This is a genomic window from Amycolatopsis sp. lyj-112 (assembly GCF_046549055.1).
GTDB lineage: Bacteria > Actinomycetota > Actinomycetes > Mycobacteriales > Pseudonocardiaceae > Amycolatopsis.
The window spans coordinates 15544-33883 of the sequence record NZ_JAJPWS010000013.1; the positions used below are offsets into that span (position 1 = coordinate 15544).

At 67.9% G+C, this 18340-nt stretch carries 12 protein-coding genes and 1 pseudogene; 9 read left to right on the forward strand and 4 right to left on the reverse strand.

Features of this window, described 5'->3' with window-relative positions:
* The first annotated feature begins 19 nt into the window (after positions 1-19).
* Positions 20-1060 carry a Gfo/Idh/MocA family oxidoreductase gene (locus ACLJRL_RS32410; protein ID WP_410660146.1) on the forward strand — a complete coding sequence of 347 codons (1041 nt, stop codon included), beginning with the start codon at positions 20-22 and terminating at the stop codon, positions 1058-1060.
* Between the two features lie 70 nt (positions 1061-1130).
* Here the strand turns inward: ACLJRL_RS32410 and ACLJRL_RS32415 are convergent, their stop codons facing one another.
* The 3 genes from ACLJRL_RS32415 to ACLJRL_RS32425 form a co-directional block, all read right to left on the reverse strand.
* Positions 1131-3686 (reverse strand): transglycosylase domain-containing protein, encoded by a 2556-nt coding sequence (locus ACLJRL_RS32415; protein WP_410660147.1) that lies wholly within the window; start codon positions 3684-3686, stop codon positions 1131-1133.
* Positions 3687-3848: 162 nt separating this feature from the next.
* The gene (locus ACLJRL_RS32420; protein WP_410660313.1) at positions 3849-6224 is read right to left on the reverse strand and encodes a transglycosylase domain-containing protein; all 2376 of its coding nucleotides are present in this window, start codon (positions 6222-6224) and stop codon (positions 3849-3851) included.
* Positions 6225-6708: 484 nt separating this feature from the next.
* Complete coding sequence (locus tag ACLJRL_RS32425; protein ID WP_410660148.1) at positions 6709-7113, reverse strand: DUF5318 domain-containing protein; 405 nt, start codon at positions 7111-7113, stop codon at positions 6709-6711.
* A gap of 246 nt (positions 7114-7359) precedes the next feature.
* Here ACLJRL_RS32425 and ACLJRL_RS32430 point away from each other — a divergent pair, with 246 nt between their 5' ends.
* Complete coding sequence (locus tag ACLJRL_RS32430) at positions 7360-7905, forward strand: PadR family transcriptional regulator (protein WP_410660149.1); 546 nt, start codon at positions 7360-7362, stop codon at positions 7903-7905.
* Positions 7906-7967: 62 nt separating this feature from the next.
* A complete protein-coding gene (locus ACLJRL_RS32435) occupies positions 7968-9050 on the forward strand; it encodes an inositol-3-phosphate synthase (protein WP_410660150.1) in 1083 nt (360 codons plus the stop codon).
* 231 nt (positions 9051-9281) lie between these two features.
* Here ACLJRL_RS32435 and ACLJRL_RS32440 read toward each other — a convergent pair whose 3' ends face one another.
* Entirely contained in the window at positions 9282-9914 is a 633-nt protein-coding gene (locus ACLJRL_RS32440; protein WP_410660151.1) for an HAD family hydrolase, read from the reverse strand.
* A gap of 117 nt (positions 9915-10031) precedes the next feature.
* Between ACLJRL_RS32440 and ACLJRL_RS32445 the strand changes: the two are divergent.
* The 6 genes and pseudogenes from ACLJRL_RS32445 to ACLJRL_RS32470 all read left to right on the forward strand — a co-directional run.
* A pseudogene (locus tag ACLJRL_RS32445) lies at positions 10032-10181 on the forward strand (MarR family transcriptional regulator); the annotation flags it as partial.
* On the forward strand, positions 10171-11388 hold the full coding sequence (locus tag ACLJRL_RS32450) for an MFS transporter (RefSeq protein ID WP_410660152.1): 1218 nt from the start codon (positions 10171-10173) through the stop codon (positions 11386-11388). The pseudogene ACLJRL_RS32445 and the gene ACLJRL_RS32450, both read left to right, overlap by 11 nt.
* A 97-nt stretch (positions 11389-11485) precedes the next feature.
* Positions 11486-13540, forward strand: a complete 2055-nt coding sequence (locus ACLJRL_RS32455; RefSeq protein WP_410660153.1) for a PhoX family protein — start codon at positions 11486-11488, stop codon at positions 13538-13540.
* 178 nt (positions 13541-13718) lie between these two features.
* Positions 13719-15821, forward strand: coding sequence for a PhoX family protein (locus ACLJRL_RS32460; protein WP_410660154.1), 2103 nt, complete (start codon positions 13719-13721; stop codon positions 15819-15821).
* Positions 15822-15984: 163 nt separating this feature from the next.
* Entirely contained in the window at positions 15985-17646 is a 1662-nt protein-coding gene (locus ACLJRL_RS32465; RefSeq protein ID WP_410660314.1) for an SdrD B-like domain-containing protein, read from the forward strand.
* Between the two features lie 33 nt (positions 17647-17679).
* Positions 17680-18300, forward strand: coding sequence for a class I SAM-dependent DNA methyltransferase (locus ACLJRL_RS32470; RefSeq protein WP_410660155.1), 621 nt, complete (start codon positions 17680-17682; stop codon positions 18298-18300).
* Positions 18301-18340: the final 40 nt, after the last annotated feature.

The following is an 18340-nucleotide window of genomic DNA, read 5'->3' on the forward strand; positions in this document are numbered from 1 at the left end:
ACTGTTGTTTAATAGCGGTATGGCTGACTTGCGAGTGGGGATCTTCGGATACGGCATCGGCGGACGCGTCTTCCACGCGCCGCTGGTCAGCGCGACGCCGGGGCTGACCCTGGCCGCGATCGTCACCTCGAACCCGGAGCGTGTCGCGCAGGCTCGCGCCGACCACCCGGGCGCCGAGGTGCTGCCGGACGCGGACGCGCTGTTCGCGAAGGCGGACGAGCTGGACCTGGTCGTGGTGAGCACGCCGAACCGCACGCACGTGCCGCTCGCGCTCCAGGCGATCGACGCGGGACTGCCCGTCGTCGTCGACAAGCCCTTCGCGCCGACGGCGGCCGAAGCGGAGAAGGTCGTCGAGGCCGCGAAGGCCAAGGGCGTCGGCCTGACGGTGTTCCAGAACCGCCGCTTCGACTCCGACTTCCTGACCGTGCGGAAGATCCTCGACGAGGGACGGCTCGGCGACGTCTTCCGCTTCGAGTCGCGCTACGACCGCTGGGTGCCGAAGCCGCGCGACAACTGGCGCGAGTTCGGTGACCCCGCAGAGGCGGGCGGGCTGCTCTACGACCTCGGCGCGCATATCGTCGACCAGGCGCTGCAGCTGTTCGGGCCGGTCGCGGAGGTCTACGCGGAGGTCGACAAGCGTCGCTCCGGGGTCTCCGTCGACGACGACGTCTTCGTCGCGCTGCATCACGTCAACGGCGTCCGCTCGCACCTGTGGGCGTCGGCGCTCGCGGGGACCCGGAACCCGCGTTTCCGGGTGCTGGGCGACAAGGCGACTTTCACGAAGTACGGCCTGGACGTCCAGGAGCCGCAGATCAAGGACGGGATGCGGCCCGGCGATCCCGGCTGGGGTGTGGAACCGGCGTCGGACGCCGGCGTGCTCGGCGTGAACGACGGTGTCAACCACGTCGAGACCGTGCCCACCGAGGTCGGCCGCTACGAAGACTTCTACGCCCAGGTCCGGGACGCGCTGCTCGGCAAGGGCGACTTCCCGGTCGATCCCGCTTCGGCGGTCGAGACGCTCCGGATCATCGAGGAAGCCCACCGCTCAGGCGCCCGCTAGCCCCAAGTACATGAAGGCCCCCTTCCTCGCGCCTAACGCAAGGAAGGGGGCCTTCATGTACTTCTAGGCGTTAGTTGTCGCCTCTACCGCCGCGGCCGGGACCGTTGCCGTTCCCATTGCCGTTGCCATTTCCGCTCCCGGGCTCTTCTTCGTTGTTACCGCTGGAAGTCGGGGGGTTCTCCGAGCTCGACGGCTGCTCTTCCTCCTCGTTCCGCGAAGAAGACGTAGACGGCCCTGTCGACGGAGTGCCGGTCTCGCTCGTGCCTTCCTCGTCGGGCGGCGTCTGCGTCGACGGGACGGTGTTGCTGTCGTCCCCGCCGATCAGCTTGACCTTGTCGAAGCGCTCCCCCGGTTTCCCGGTCAGGTACAGGGAAAGGAACTTCTGCCAGATCGGCCCGGCGATCGTCGAACCGAAGATCGGCTTGCCGTTCTTGCCCTTCAGCGCCTTGTCACCGTCGCCGCCGACCCACACAGCGGCCGAGATCGACGGCGTGTAGCCGACCATCCAGGTCTGCGAGTTGGAGTCCTTCGCCGACGCAGGCTCGCCGTCGCGGTAGGTGTGCTGCTGCGTCCCGGTCTTGCCCGCGCACTCGTGTCCGTTGGGGCACTTGAGCTTCGAGAACGGGATGACGCCCTTCAGCGACTCGGTGACGTTCCCGGCGATCTGCTTGCTGCTGTCCGCACTGTCGGCGAACGCGGGGTTCGCCTCTTCGGGAGCCGAGTACGCGGTCTCGTCCTGGGAGTTGCTCACCTTCAGGACGAAATGCTTCGCACGCCGCTGTCCGTCGCCCGCGAAAGTCGCGTACGCGGCGGCCATGTCCTCCGGGCTGATGACCGTCTTACCGCCACCGAGCGAGATGTTGTTGTCCCCGGTGAACAGTTCCGCGCTGCCGTCGGGAGCAGGCTTGACGCCGGCCTCCTTGGCGGCCTCGGCCACCGGGCCCTGCTTGGTGACGCTGTAGACCATGTCGTAGAACACCGTGTTCGCCGACCGCTGCATCGCTTCCGACACCGTGCACTGCTGCGAGCAGGTGCTGCCGGGGCCGGCGTTGCGGATCTTGCGGCCGCCGATCTCACGGTTGTTGGACCCGTCGAACGTCGAGTTGAGGCCCTTGCCCATCTTCAGGTACGCGGTGAGGTCGAACGGCTTCATCGACGACCCGGGGTTCTGCGGCGTGTTCGCCCAGTCCCGGCCCTTCAGGTCCTGCCCGTTCGGGCCCTTCACGATGGACGGGCCACCGTAATACGCCTTCACCCCGCCGGTCTTCGGGTCGACGGCGACGAGCGCGTTGAGCATGTTCTCGTCGGTCTGGCCCTTCATCCCGTCGGCGATCGCCTGCTCGGCCGCGGCCTGCGCCTTCGGGTCGATGGTCGTGTAGACCTTGTAGCCGCCCGTGTAATAGACGTCGTCGGTGATGCCGTTCGCGGCCAGTTCTTCCTTGACCTTGTCGCGGATGAACGGGTTGACGACGCCGGCCTGCTGGTTGTCGGCCTGCGGCACCGGCGTCGGGAACTGGAGGTTCGCGCGGTCCGCGGCGGAGAGGAAACCGTTCTCCACCATCCGGTTCAGCGCCACCGTCCAGCGTTCCGTCGCGACCTTCTCGTTCTCCGAGCGGCCCGGCTGCTGGATGAGGCCCGCGAGCAGCGCCGCCTCGGACGCGTTCAGCTCGCCTGCGGGCTTGTTGAAGAACGCCTTCGCGGCCGCTTCGATCCCGTACGCGCCGCGACCGTAGTAAATGATGTTCAGATACGCCGAGATGATGTCCTTCTTCTCGTACGTCTGGTTCATCTTGAACGACTTGGCGAGCTCGGTCCATTTACGGGTCAGCGTCGAATCGTCGTCACCGCTGGCGACCTTGATGTACTGCTGGGAGATGGTCGAGCCACCGCCCTTGCCCGCGGTCACCTGGTTGTAGACCGCGCGCAGGATGCCGCCGACGTCGAACCCGGAGTTCGTCTCGAACGACGCGTCCTCGGTCGCGATGACGGCCTTCTTGACGATGTCCGGGATCTGTTCCGGTGTCAGGATCTGCCGGTTCCCGCCCTTGGGCACGTCCTTGCCCATCTCGGTGTTGTCGGCGTAGAAGTAGGTCACCGCCTGACCCTGCGTGGCCGCGACGGAGGCGGGCGAGGGGACGTCGACGGCGAAATAAGTGATCACGAACGCGATCGCCGGGATGACGACGAACACGCCGAACAGCGCGAGCAGGACCCGCCGGATGCGTCTCCAGCGGCGCTTCTTGCGCTGCGCCGGGGTGAGGACCGGCTTGCCGTCCTCGGTGGTCGCGTCGGCGTACTGATCGTCGTAGGGCTCTTCGTAGCCGCTATCCGCGTCGTACCGGTGCTCTGTGCCGTTGTGCTGGTGGTGCGTCATGAGGTCCGGCTCGAGCTGCGGCGCGACCCGCGGTCGCTGCGGGGGCCGTTGCTGGGGCGGAGGCTGCTGGCCACCCGACTGCTGCCGCTGCCACGGTGCCTGTCCGGGGCCCTGCTGACCGGGGCCCTGCCGGGGCCCTTGCCCGGGAGGCGGCCCGCCGGCGGGGCGACGAGGCGGTCCGGCCGGGCGCTGCGGACGACGGGCGGGGTCAGGGTCCTGACCTGGCCAACCGCCGTGGGGAGCGTCGTTCACTGTGACGTCCTCCGAACCTTTCCATGGTGAGCGCGGTCCTGCGGTCGCAGGTCTCCTTCTATACAAGACGTGTCTGAACCGTTCAGGTTCATCGGGGCACGAAAAAAGAAGGTGTGCCGAGCCGCGGCCCGGCACACCTTCTTCACTCGTTTCGCCTGGTCATCACGGATCTTCCCGGTTCGGGAACAGCGGATCGGAAGTTCCCGGGCCCGGTCTGGTCGGCCAGGTGGGTTTCGTCGGTTTCGTCGGCTCGGTCGGCTCCGTGGGAGTCGTCGGCGTTGTCGGCGTCGGGATGGACGTCGGCGTCTCGGGCGGCGCTGACGAAGGGGGCGGCCTCTGCGCCGTCGTCGACGGCACCGAACGGGCGTCCTTGCCGATCGCCTTGACCTTGCCGAACTTCTCCGACGGCTTGCCGGTCATGTACCGGGACATGAAGTCTTCCCAGATCGGGCCGGCGATCGTCTTACCGTAGATCGGCTTGCCGCCCTTGTCGTGCAGCGGCTTGTTGCCGTCGCCGCCGACCCAGACCGCGGTCGAGATGGACGGCGTGTAGCCCACCATCCAGGACTGCGCGTTGCGGTCCCGATAGCTCGCCGGGTCGCTGTCCTTGAAGTCGTACTGCTGCGTCCCGGTCTTGCCGGCGCATTCGTGGCCTGTCGGGCACTTCAGCTTCGAGTAGGGGATGACCTTCTCGAGCGCGTCGGTGACGTTGCCGGCGATCTGCTTACTCTTGTCCGCGTCGTCGCTGAACGCGGGCGAACCCTGGGGGGCCGACTCGTCGAATTCGACCTCGTCCTGGGCGTTGGTGAGCTTGGAGACGAAGTGCTGCTTCTGCCGGACGCCTTCACCGGCGAACGTCGCGAACCCGGCGGCCATGTCCTCCGCGGTGGTCACCGTGCCACCACCGCCGAGGGCGATGTTGATGTCCGGGCTCAGCTTCGCCTTGCCGCCCTTGTCCACCGTCATGACGCCGGCTTCCCGGGCGGCGTCCGCCACCGGGTCGACCTTCGTGACGTTTCGGACCATGTCGTAGAACACGGTGTTCGCGGAGATCTCCGTCGCCCTCGAGACCGTGCAATCCGTTCCACAACTGGAGCTCTCACCCGCGTTGCGGACCGTGCGGCCGTCGAACTTCCGGTTGTTGGAGCCGTCGAAGGTCTCGCCGAGACCCTTGCCCATCTTCAGGAACGCGGCCAGGTCGAAGGCCTTGAACGACGAACCGGGGTTGTGCGGGATATTCGCCCAGTCGAGCCCCTGGACGTCCTGGCCCTGTTCGTTCTTCGTCCAGTCCGGGCCGCCCCAGTAGGCGACCACACCGCCGGACTTGGGATCGACCGCGACCAGCGCGTTCAGGATGTTCTCGTCGGTCTGGCCCTTCATCCCCTCGGCGACGGATTCCTCGGCCATCTTCTGGGCCTTGGGATCGATCGTCGTGGTGATCTTGAAACCGCCCTGGTGCAACCGGTCCTGGTCGTAGCCGCGGGCCTCGAGTTCGTCGATCACCCGGTTGCGGATGTGCAGGCTCAGCGTGCCGGCGTCGTCGGCCTTCGCCTGCGCCTTCGGGATCGGCTTCGGGAAGGTCGCCGCGGCGCGCTCGGCCGGGGGAAGCCAGTTGTTCGCCACCATCTGGTCCATCACGAAGGTCCACCGCTTGGTGGCGTACGCCTCGTTCTCCGACCGGCTCGGGCCCTGGATCAGACCGGCGAGCAGGGACGCCTCGGACGCCGAAAGCTCCTTGGCCGGCTTCTTGAAGTAGGCCTGCGAGGCCGCTTCGATGCCGTTCGCGCCGCGTCCGAAGTAGATGGTGTTGAGGTAGGCGGTGATGATCTCCTCTTTGGACATCTGGTTGTTCATCTTGAAGGACTTCGCCAGCTCGGTCCATTTACGGGTGAGCGTCGGCGCCTCGTTGGCGGTGGCCTTCTTGATGTACTGCTGGGAGATCGTCGAGCCGCCGCCCTGGCCGCCGGTGACGTTGTTGTAGACCGCGCGCAGGATGCCGCCGATGTCGAAGCCGGAGTTGGTCTCGAACGACGAGTCCTCCGCGGCGTAGACGGCGTGCTTGACCGCTTCCGGGACCTCGCCCGGCTGCAGCAGGTACCGGCTGCCGCCGCTGGCGGGCGCGATCTTGCCCATCGGGCTGCCGTCGGCGTACATCAGCGTGATCGGCTGGCTCTGCAGGCTCGCGACGCTTTCCTGGGACGGGACGTCCACCAGGAAGTAGGTGATGACGAACGCGATCGCCGGGACGACGACGAACAGGCCGAACATCGCGTAGAGGACCCGGCGGATGATCTTCCAGCGTCGCTTCTTGCGCTGCTTCGGTGTGAGGACCTTCTTCTTGTCGTCCTCTTCGTCCTCAGCCGGCTCGTCGTCGTACTGGTCGTCACCCTCGGCCGCGAAGGCGACGTCATCGTGACGATCGTCATAGCGGTCGTCGTACGGGTCGTAGCCGTACGGATGCTCGGTGCCGTTGTGCGCGTGGTGGGTGATGAGGTCCGGCTCGCGTTCGTACGGCTCCGGCTCGACCGGACGGACCAACGCGGTCGCCTCGTCGGCGGGCGGACGGCGATCGGCGGCGGGGGGAGGCGGCGGCGGGGGCCGGTAGCCACCGCTCTGCGCGCCGGGGCGGCCACCACCGGGCGGCGGGGGTCCCTGCCTGCGCGGGGGCATGCCGTTGGGACGGCGCGGGGCGGCGGGACGGCGAGGCGCTTCCTCGTCGGACGGCCACTCCGGACCGCCCGAGGCGGCACTGTCACCGCCGGGCCATTGCGGCCCGGCGGCCGGGGGCTGGGCCACAGGGGGCCGGGGGGCACGACTGGGAGGTGTCCGGCGCTGGGGGCGGCGCGGAGGCTCCTCGCCCGGCCAGCCGGGACCGTCGTCTTCGCCCGGCCACTGGGCACGGCGAGGTGCATCAGGCTCCTGACCAGGCCAGGAGCGGTTGCGATCGTCGTTCACGAATGGGCCTCCCAGACCGGCGCTTCGGGGCACGCCGCTCTGTGCTCAACTGCGTTTTCGATACCTGTCACTGACCCGCTGTCCTTCGTGGACGGGTCCGTGGTTGCGGATCTCCCGTACCGAGGACGTAGGACCGCACCAGGTGGTTCCAGTGACAGCTCCGGCAGACCTCGACGTCGTAGACGGTGAACTCGGCGAAGAGCCCGTCCATCCGCACCAGCTCCTCCGGTGTCTTGGCCGATCCGGCGACGTGCTTGAGCTCGTCGCCGTAGACCCACGACACCAGGGTCAGTTCCTCCCTGCGGCAGACCGGACAGTCCTGGTCACCGGGCCGCCCGTGGAACTTGGCGGCACGCAGGAGGTACGGGCCCGCGTCGCAGACGTCATTCGTGCCGACCCGCCCGGACTGGACGCCCGACAGCAGCGCACGCCGCTGTAAGGCGTAGTCCACGACCTGCCGCTGGTTTCGCACGCCAATAGAGTACGGGCTCTTTCTGTGTGGTCCACGCCCCGTTCGCGACGGACCGGTGACCCAAGTGCCGGACACGCCGACGATTCGATAACTCTCCGATGAATTTCGTCCGGTTCTCCGGCGCCCATCGGGGTTAGATACGCCACTTCGATGTATCGGCGCGATATAGTCGGCCGGTAGGTTGACCGAGCCGGTCGCGTTGACCAACGCGTCCGGTCGCGGTTTGTTCCCGGAAGGGGGTGCGGTGTGCTCGAGCTCGCGATCTTGGGGCTGCTGCACGAGACCCCCATGCACGGTTACGTGCTGCGCAAACGTTTGCACGAGACGCTCGGGATGTTCCGGACGTTCTCGTACGGCTCGCTGTACCCGACCCTGCGTCGGCTGCTTCGGTCCGGTTACCTCGTCGAGGAGCTCGAAGAGGTCGAGGACCGGGTGTGGGCACGCCGTGGCAAGCGCGTGTACAAACTCACCGCCGAGGGCAAGGAGCGGTTCGCCGAACTGCTCGGCGACGCCGGCCCGCAGACGTGGGACGACGAAGGCTTCGGCGTCCACCTGGCGTTCTTCTCGAGGACACCGGCCGACGTCAGGATGCGAATCCTGGAAGGCCGCCGTCGTCGGGTCGAGGAACGGCGCGAAGGACTTCGGACGGCGATGGCGCGGGCCGAGGAGAAGATCGACCGCTACACCCGCGAGCTGCACCGGCTCGGGCTGGAGTCCAGCGAGCGGGAGGTGCGCTGGCTCAACGAGCTGATCGCGCACGAACAAGCCGAGCAGCGTGGACCGGAGACCTGAGGCGCTCCCCGGGACCGCTGAGTACTACCTACAACTGTTGGACGAATGAAGGAGAAACCGGCATGGGCGAGAACCGCCGCGTTCGGGTGGCCATCGTGGGCGTCGGCAACTGCGCGGCCTCGTTGGTCCAGGGCGTTCAGTACTACCGTGACGCAGATCCCAACACCCGCGTGCCCGGTTTGATGCACGTCGTGTTCGGCGAGTACCACGTCCGCGACATCGACTTCGTCGCCGCGTTCGACGTGGACGCCAAGAAGGTCAGCCGCGACCTCTCCGAGGCGATCTTCGCCAGCGAGAACAACACCATCAAGATCGCCGACGTGCCGCCGCTGGGCGTCACCGTGCAGCGTGGCCACACCTTCGACGGGCTCGGCCGCTTCTACCGCGAGACCATCGAGGAGTCCGACGAGACCCCGGTCGACGTCGTCGCGGCGCTGCGCGAGGCCGAGGTCGACGTGCTCGTCTCCTACCTGCCGGTGGGTTCCGAAGAGGCCGACAAGTTCTACGCCCAGGCGTGCATCGACGCCGGTGTGGCGTTCGTCAACGCGCTGCCGGTGTTCATCGCCTCCGACCCCGAGTGGGCCGAGAAGTTCCGCGCGGCCGGCGTGCCGATCGTCGGCGACGACATCAAGTCCCAGGTCGGCGCCACCATCACGCACCGCGTGCTGGCGAAGCTGTTCGAGGACCGCGGTGTCCAGCTCGACCGCACGATGCAGCTCAACGTGGGCGGGAACATGGACTTCCTGAACATGAAGGAGCTCGAGCGGCTCGAGTCGAAGAAGATCTCGAAGACCCAGTCGGTCACTTCGCAGGTCGACCGCGAGCTCGGCAAGGGCAACGTCCACATCGGACCGTCGGACTACGTGCAGTGGCTCGACGACCGCAAGTGGGCCTACGTCCGGCTCGAGGGCCGCGCCTTCGGTGACGTGCCGCTGAACCTGGAGTACAAGCTCGAGGTGTGGGACTCGCCGAACTCCGCGGGCATCATCATCGACGCCGTGCGCGCCGCGAAGATCGCGCTGGACCGCGGCATCGGCGGGCCGATCCTGTCGGCCTCGTCCTACTTCATGAAGTCGCCGCCGGAGCAGTACGACGACTCCAAGGCCCGCGACGAGGTGGAGAAGTTCATCCGCGGCGAAGAGTGACCCCTCAGTAGCGCGCTATGAACGGCCCGTTACTTGCAAATTTTGCAAGTAACGGGCCGTTCATAGCATCGGCGAGGTTCCAACCACGCGAGATCGCCCCCCAACCACGGGTGATCGCCCCCCAATCACGCGAGATCGCCGCCTAATCACGGGTGATGTCCGTCGATGTGAACCCGCCCTTCGCCACTCGCGATCCACCGGCAGCATCGGCGAGGTAGCGCGGGTCAGTCGTCAAACGCCGAGCGCGGCCGGCAGATCCGTGATCGTCGAAACCACCGTCGTCTGCGCCAGCACCGCCGGATCCGGCGGGAAGTGCGGGTTCGGCACTGCGTACACCGTCATCCCCGCGGCCAGTGCCGCGCGAAGCCCGTTCGTCGTGTCTTCCACGGCCGCGCAGTTCTTCGGGTCCACGCCCAGTAGCTCCGCCGCCCGCAGGTACACGTCGGGCGCCGGCTTTCCGGCGCCGACCTGCTCCGAGGACACCGCCGTCGGCACCGGCAGCCGGGTGATGTCCAGGAACGCCTTGATCAGCAGCGGCGGCGACGAACTCGCGATCGCCACCGGCCAGTGCTTCGCGACTTCGCGTACGACGTCCGGCCCGCCCGGGATGAGCGGCGGTTTCTCCGCGTACCGGCGCGCCATCCGCTCGACCACCACCTGCGCGACGTCCGGTGGCCGGAGGTGCACGCCCAGGTCGTGCGTCAGGTAGGCCGCCCACTCCGGGGTGCTCATCCCCTGCATCGCCCTGGTCGCCTCGTCGCGCCAGGTGCCGTGGAACTCGTCGACGACGGCGCGCCGGACCTCGTCCCAGATCGTTTCCGAGTCGACCAGGACACCGTCGAGATCGAAGATCACCGCTTCCACACCGCAACCCTAGAACGTCCCGGGCGATCCTGTGCGACAAATTACTTAGCCATGCTCAGTATTTTTAGTTAGCATGGCTAAGTGGTCACGAAAGTCGCCGACCTCGCGCACCGGCTCGCCAGGGAGGAATTCCTCCGTGAGCGCCTGATCGGGCTGGACGACGCCGACCGCGCCGCGATCGAAGCCGCGCTGCCCGCCCTCACCAAGCTGCTGCGGCAGGAAATTCAGGAAGACAAGAAGGAGGAACTGATCCGCGATGAGCGCTGAGTCCCACTCGAGCCTGTTGGACGCCCTCAAAGGACAGCCCAAACAGGTATGGATCACCGCGTTCGCCGCGGTCATCGCGTTCATGGGCATCGGGCTGGTCGACCCGATCCTGTTGTCGATCGCCGAAGGCCTGCAGGCGACGCCGTCCGAGGTGACGCTGCTGTTCTCGTCCTACCTCGGCGTGCAGGCGGTCGCCATGCTGGTGACCGGCGCGATGAGTGCCCGGTTCGGGGCCAAGCGGACCGTGCTCGTCGGGCTGACGCTGGTCGTCGCCGCGACCGCGCTGTGCGCCGCGTCCGGGTCGATCGAGCAGCTGATCGGGCTGCGCGCGATCTGGGGCCTGGGCAACGCCTTCTTCATCGCCACCGCGCTTTCGGTCATCGTCGGCGCCGCGACCGGCGGCCAGGCCGGCGCGATCCTGCTCTACGAAGCCGCGCTCGGCGTCGGCCTCGCGGTCGGGCCGCTGCTGGGCGCCCTGCTCGGCAGCATCTCGTGGCGCGGCCCGTTCCTCGGCACGTCGATCCTGATGGCGTGCGGTCTCGTGCTGTGCTCGATCTTCCTGACCAGTGACGCCAAGGAAGAGCGGCCGAAGGTCCGGCTGCTCGACCCGTTCCGCGCGCTGAAGCACGGTGGGCTCTTGCGCACCTCGATCGGTTCCGCGCTCTACACCGCCGCGTTCTTCGTGGTGCTGGCCTGGTCGCCGTTCGTGCTGGAGTGGAGCGCCGTCGCCGTCGGCCTGATCTTCTGCGGCTGGGGCCTTTCGGTCGCCGTCGCGGGGGTGGTGCTGGCGCCGAAACTGGCCGCGAAGCTCGGCGAACGTCACGCCACCGTGGTCGCCGTCTTCGGCTACGCCGTGCTGCTGCTGATCATGGCGATCCCGAGCAAGCCGGTGCTGGTGGTCGGCATCATCCTGTCGGGGCTGGTCTCAGGTCTGCTCAACACGCTCTTCACCGGGACGGCCATGTCCATCAGCGACGCCCCGCGTCCGGTGGCCAGTGCCGGGTACAACTTCTGCCGCTGGCTCGGCGGCGCGATCGCCGCGACCGTCGTCGGTCACCTCGCCGAGTGGTTCGGGGTCGAGCAGGCGCCGTTCGTGGTGGCCGCGGCGCTGTGTGTGCTCGCCGGCGCGCTGCTGACGATGCGCGAAAAGTCCGCGGATCCGCACACGATCCCGGCGGAAGCGGTCCTCGTCGGCGAAGAGATGTAAATCGAACAAAAGGTGAACATCGGACCAATGAGGGGTTTCCTCTCGTTGGTCCGGTGCCTTAGCGTCGACCTCCCGAACTGCCTGACCGGAGGTCCGAGTGAAGTTCCTTCCGTTGCTGGCCGGCCACTCACCAAGCCGGGCGTCAGTGACCTGTACCTATCGCTGTGGCGACGCGTGTTTCCACGACGCGCCGAACACTTCGGACAACCCGACCTTCGCCGACGTGCTCGGCGCGGTGAGCCGCCGCGGCGCGTTGAAGGCGACGGCCGTCGTCGCGCTGGCCGCCGGTGCGCCACTCGCGCTCGCCGGGCCCGCCTCCGCCGCGCCGGACACCCAGGGCCGGGGAAGGCCGAAGCCACCACCCGGTACCGACTACCAGCGAGTGCGGCCGAACACGCTCGACGCCGTCGTGGTGCCCGAGGACTACCAGCAGGGCATCGTGATCCGCTGGGGTGATGCGGTCCTGCCCGGTGCGCCGGAGTTCGACTTCGACAACCAGACGGCCGCGGCTCAGGCGAAGCAGTTCGGCTACAACTGCGACTTCGCCGCGCTGCTGCCACTCGACCATTCCGGGCTCTCCTCGCTCCTGGTGACGAACCACGAGTACACGTCGGAAGAGTTCATGTTCCGCGGGTACGACCGGAACAACCCGACCGCGGAGCAGGTCAAGATCGCCTGGGCGGCCCACGGGCTGACCGTCGTCCAGGTGACGCGCGGGCGGAACACCGGGCACCTGCGGCCGAAGATGTCCCGCTACAACCGGCGCATCACGCTGCACACCCCGTTCAAGGTGACCGGCCCGGCGGCGGGCAGCGACCTGCTCAAGACCGCCGTCGACCCCAGCGGCACGGTGGTGCTGGGCACGATCAACAACTGCGCGGGTGGCGTCACGCCGTGGGGCACGATCCTGTCCGGTGAGGAGAACTTCAACCAGTACTTCGGGAACGCGGACACGGTGACCGATCCCGTGGCGCGCAAGCGGCTCGCGCGCTACGGCATCAACGGCACCGCGACCACCCGGAAGTGGGAGCGGTTCGACACGCGCTGGGACATCGCCAGGGAGCCGAACGAGGCCAACCGCTTCGGCTGGGTGATCGAGCTGGACCCGAACGATCCGGACAGCACCCCGGTCAAGCACACGCACCTGGGCCGGTTCAAGCACGAGACGGCGAACATCCGCATCGCCAAGGACGGCCGTGTGGTCGCCTATTCCGGTGACGACGAGCGCTTCGAGTACATCTACAAGTACATCTCGAAGGGCCGGGTGAAGCCGGGAGACAGTGCCCACGCCCGGCGGCACAACATGACCCTGCTCGACGACGGCACGCTCTACGTCGGCCGGTTCACCGGCGACAGTCCGGCCGCCGAGATCGACGGCACCGGGAAGCTGCCCAGTGACGGCGAATTCGACGGTAGCGGCGAGTGGATCCCGTTGGCGTCGGGCAAGAAGTCCTTTGTGGACGGAATGACCGCCGAAGAGGTGTACGTGTTCACCCGTCAGGCGGCCGATCAGGTGGGCGCCACCAAGATGGACCGCCCGGAGGACATCCAGGCCCACCCGCGTACCGGCCGGATCTACTGCGCGCTGAGCAACAACGTCGAGCGCGGCAACCCGGGCAAGGAAGGCGCCACCGAGCCCAACCCGCGGCTGAACAACAAACACGGTCAGGTGCTGGAATTCGAGGAGCACCGCGGGGACGCGCTCGCGCTGAAGTTCAGCTGGCGGCTGTTCCTGGTGTGCGGTGATCCGTCCTCGCCGGACACCTATTTCGCCGGGTTCCCCAAGGACCAGGTCTCGCCGATCTCCAGCCCGGACAACGTGGCCTTCGACAAGCACGGCAACCTGTGGATCTCCACCGACTCGGCCGGTGCGCTGGGCATCAACGACGGCCTGTACTCGGTGCCGCTGGAGGGCCGCAACCGCGGGGAGTTGAAGCTGTTCCTCACCGTGCCCCGGGGCGCGGAGACCTGTGGCCCGATCGTCGAAGAGAAGATCGTCACAGTCTGTGTTCAGCATCCGGGTGAAGTGGACGGAGCGAACGCCGACAAACCGGCCTCCCATTGGCCCGACGGCGGCGAAAATCAGCCCCGGCCCTCGGTGGTGGCCGTCTGGAAACCCGGCAGGCGCGGCTTGTCCGACATCGGTTCTTAGTCGGCAGGCAACGTCCTAGCAGTACTTTTCGTCGATGGCGCGCTGCCGGTCAGGCAGCGCGCCATCGCGCGTTCGCGTGCTGTTCATCTGCTGGTCGGGACTGGATCGTTTTGGTCGCTTAACGTCACGGCGTTCCCCTGACTGGATTACGTGAACCCACCGCGAACATGGAGGCCTTGTGTCCTTCGAGCCTCAGCGGCTCCTGCCGTTGATCACCTCCCATCCCGGGGGCCGCTCCGCGGTCACCTGTGAGTACCGCTGCGGCAACGCGTGCGCCCACCCCGAGCCGAACACCTCCGACAACGAATACTTCGGTGACGTCGTCAAGAACGTGCTCTCCCGGCGCGGCGCCCTGAAGGCCGGCGCGGTGATGGCCGCGACCGCCGGTGGTTTCGCGGCGCTCTCCGGCACGGCCGCCGCTGAAACCTCGGCGGACCCGGTCGCCGTCGCGGGACACGGCAAGCCGGGCCGCCCCGGCCGTCCGGTGCCCGGCACCGACTTCGAAGCGGTGCCGCCGAACACGCTCGACACGGTCACCATCCCCGAGGGTTACGAACAGCGCGTCGTGATCCGCTGGGGCGACGGCGTCGAGCCCGGTGCGCCGAAGTTCGACTTCGCCAAGCAGACCGCGGCCGCGCAGGCCAAGCAGTTCGGCTACAACTGCGACTTCGTCGGGCTGATCCCGCAGGACCCGCTGGGCATCCGCAACCTGCTCGTGGTCAACCACGAGTACACCACCGAAGTCCACATGTTCCCGGCCGACCAGTACGACCCGGCCAACCCGACCGAGGAACAGGTCAAGATCGCCTGGGCCGCCCACGGTCTCTCCGTCGTGCAGACCTTCCGCGACCCGATCGGCGGCGCGCTGCACGTCACGCCGAGCCGGTACAACCGCCGCATCACGCTGAACACCGCCTTCGAGGTGCGTGGCCCGGCGGCGGGTTCGAAGTACCTGAAGACCTCCGCGGATCCGAGCGGCCGCAAGGTCTTCGGTACCCAGAACAACTGCGCCGGCGGCGTGACCCCTTGGGGCACCGTGCTTTCCGGCGAGGAGAACGTCAACCAGTACTTCGCCAACGCGGACAAGGTCACCGACCCGGTCGCGTCGGCCCGCCTGAAGCGCTACGGCTTCTCCGGCGCTGCCAGCACCCGCAAGTGGGAGCGGTACGACAAGCGCTGGGACCTCGCGCAGGAGCCGAACGAGGCCAACCGGTTCGGCTGGGTCGTCGAGATCGACCCGAACGACCCGCACTCCGCGCCGATCAAGCACACCGCGCTCGGCCGGTTCAAGCACGAGGCCGCGAACATCAAGATCACCAAGGACCGCCGCGTCGCCGTTTACTCCGGCGACGACGAGCGGTTCGAGTACATCTACAAGTTCGTCTCGAAGGGCAAGTACAAGCCGGGTAACAGCACGCACGCGCGTCGCCACAACTCGGCGCTGCTCGACGACGGCACGCTGTACGTCGGCCGGTTCACCGGCGACAGCCCGGGCGAGATCGACGGCACGGGCAAGCTGCCCAAGGACGGCGAGTTCGACGGCGTCGGCGAATGGATTCCGCTGGCCTCGGGCGACAAGTCCTTTGTGGACGGTTTCACCGCCGAAGAGGTCTACGTCTTCACGCGCCAGGCGGCGGACAAGGTCCAGCCGACCAAAATGGACCGTCCCGAGGACATCGAGCCGAACCCGGTCAACGGCCGGATCTACGCGGCGCTGACCAACAACAGCCAGCGTGGCCCCGCCGGCAAGGCGAACGTCGACGAGGCGAACCCGCGGCCGAACAACCGCAACGGGCACATCCTCGAGTGGGAAGAGAACGGTGGTGACGCCGCGGCCACGAAGTTCTCCTGGCGGCTGCTGCTCGTCTGCGGTGACCCGAAGACGGCGGACACCTACTTCGGCGGCTTCCCGAAGGACCAGGTCAGCCCGATCTCCTGCCCGGACAACGTCGCGTTCGACCGGCACGGGAACCTGTGGATCTCCACCGACGGCAACGCGCTCGGCTCCCACGACGGCCTGTTCTCGGTGCCGGTCGACGGCCCGGAACGCGGTCACGTCAAGCAGTTCCTCTCGGTGCCGGTCGGCGCGGAGTGCTGCGGCCCCGTGGTGACCGACCACCTGGTGCTCATCGCGGTGCAGCACCCCGGTGAGGACGCGCCCAACTCGGGCAGCCCGACGTCGCACTGGCCGGACGGCGGCACCACGCAGCCGCGGCCGTCGATCGTTTCGGTGTGGAAGAAGGGTCGCTGGGGCCAGGTCGGCCGCATCGGCATCAAGTAGGCCGTGCTCGAGGCGCCGCCGCCGTGGGAAGACGGCGGCGGCGCCTTGATCACTCTCGGCAAGGCCGTTCTGCCTGATCGGGGAGCCGGACGACACCGTTCAGCGATTACGCAACGGACGCCGGGTAACTAGCTTCAGCCCTGTGAAAAGGGCACTGGTGTTGATGACGGCAGGGGCGCTCGTACTGATCGCGGGGGTCATTCCCGCGCAGGCGCAGTCACCGGTCGTCCCGTCCGGATGCGCCGGCGGGGTCGCGCCGAACCCGAGTGTGGAGGAAGGCAGCCCACCCGCCGGGTACACGTTCAACCCGGCCGCCCCGGTGCCCGCCGGCACCCCGAACAGCAAGCGGCCCAAGCTGTCCACCGCCGGCGGCTACCAGCAGGACGGCGGTAAGTACGCCCTGATCGCGACGCCGGACAAGATGGTCAGCACGGCCTACTCGCCGATGAAGTTCGTGCCCGGCGGCGTCTACACGCTGACCGACTGGACCGGCACGAACGACGACAACCTCCGGCGGGCCGACGCCGTCCAGGAGACCGGCCTGCGGTTCTACGGCGCGTCGAGCAAGGTCGTCCTGGAGAACAAGCTCAAGGTCGCGCACGCCGTCGAGACCGACGGCAGGCTGGCCCGGCAGGACTTCCCGCCGTCGACCGCCCCGCCGTCGGCGACCTCGGTGAAGTTCTTCGCCGCCACCGACCACAACTGGGTCATGTGGGACTGCGTCCACCTGCAGGTCGCGTCGTATTCGGTGAAGGCCGAGGTGAAGGATCCGGCGAGCGGCGCCTGGGGATCCGCGGCCACGATCGAGGCCGGCGCCACCGTGAACCACCGGATCACGCTGACCAACGACGGCACCGCGACGCTGACCGACATCAAGGTCGACGACCCGTATTGTGATGTCAAGCCTGCGCCGATCGCGAGCCTCGACGGCGGCAAGTCCGCGACGATCACCTGCGACCACAAGAACGTCACCGAAGCGGACAACGGGCACGTCAGCACCGTGACGGTCTCCGGCGCGAAGCATCCAGGCGGCACCCTGCCGCAGAAGACGGCCACCACGACCATCAAGGTCACCCCGCCGCCCGCGATCGACGAGATCGGCGAGTTCGCCTGGAACGACACCGACGGCAACGGCCTGCAGGACGCCAGGGAGCCGGGCGTCGCGGGCGTGAAGGTGACGTTGAAGGACGCTTCGGGCAAGGCGCTGGGCACGATCACCACGGACGCCGGCGGCAAGTACCGCTTCGCCAAGCTGAAGGACGGCATCTACCAGGTCTGCTTCGACATCGGCGCGCTTCCGCCGGAGTACGCGGACTACACGTTCACGGCGAAGGACGCGGGCGACGACGCGAAGGACTCGGACGCCGACCCGGCGACCGGCTGCACCGCGACCACCACGGTCGGCCCCAAGAAACGCCAGGACCTGACGCTCGGCGCGGGTATCGTCGCGCCGCTGAACAAACTCGGCGACTTCGTCTGGCTGGACAAGGACAAGGACGGCCTGCAGAGCCGCGACGAGATCGGCGTCCCCGAGGTGAAGGTGACGCTGAAGGACGCTTCGGGCAAGGCGGTCGGCTCGACGGTGACCGGGCCGGACGGGCGGTACGTGTTCGATCGCCTGCGTACGGGCTCCTACCAGGTCTGTTTCGACAGCGGCGCGCGTCAGCTGACCCGCTTCGGCGTCGCACAGCACAACGGTACGGATTCGGCGGCGGACCCCACGACCGGCTGCACACCGGTGACGAAACTCGGGCCGGGCCCGAGGGAAGACCTGACCAGGGACGCCGGCCTGATCGAGCCAGGTGAAACGCAACTAGAGGACTAAACGCGTCGGTGGGTGGCGCTACTGTCGCCCACCGTGGAGCCTTCCTATCTAGCCACCACCCGCGAGTCCTACGACACCGTCGCCGAGGACTACACGACCCGGGTCAAGCCGCTCTTCGACCAGGAGCCGGTGAGCCGCGCGATGCTCGCCGCGTTCGCCGAACGGGTGCGCGGCCCGGTCGTCGACGTCGGTTGTGGCCCGGGGCATGTCACCGCACACCTGGCCTCGCTAGGCGTGGACGTCTCCGGGGTGGACCTCGCGCCGAAGATGGTCGAGATCGCCCGCCGTCAGTACCCGGACCTGCGGTTCGACGTCGGCTCGATGACCGCGCTCGACGTCCCCGATGGCGGGCTGGGCGGCCTCGTCGCCTGGTGGTCGATCTTCCATCTGCCACCCGAAGTGCTCCCGGCGGTGTTCGCGGAGTTCCGCCGGACGCTCGCGCCGGGCGGGCACCTGCTGATCGGGTTCCACGTCGGCGACGCCCGTCTGAGCCCGGAGACGGCGTACGGCCACCCGGTCTCCTACGACGCCTACCTCCTGCAACCCGATCGGGTCGCCGGGCTGCTCGGCCAGGCGGGCTTCGAGGTCACCGCGCGGCTGACCATGGACGGAAAGAAGCTGCCCCAGGCCTGTCTGCTCGCCCGCGCGGTTTGACTCGCGGTGCGCGAACCTGATCTCCTGCCAGGGCAAACCG

Bases quoted from the DNA above. Each gene is read 5' to 3' on its own strand.
- ACLJRL_RS32410 (WP_410660146.1), top strand. From the start codon at position 20: ATGGCTGACTTGCGAGTGGGGATCTTCGGATACGGCATCGGCGGACGC.
- ACLJRL_RS32465 (WP_410660314.1), top strand. From the start codon at position 15,985: ATGACGGCAGGGGCGCTCGTACTGATCGCGGGGGTCATTCCCGCGCAG.
- ACLJRL_RS32450 (WP_410660152.1), top strand. From the start codon at position 10,171: ATGAGCGCTGAGTCCCACTCGAGCCTGTTGGACGCCCTCAAAGGACAG.
- ACLJRL_RS32435 (WP_410660150.1), top strand. From the start codon at position 7,968: ATGGGCGAGAACCGCCGCGTTCGGGTGGCCATCGTGGGCGTCGGCAAC.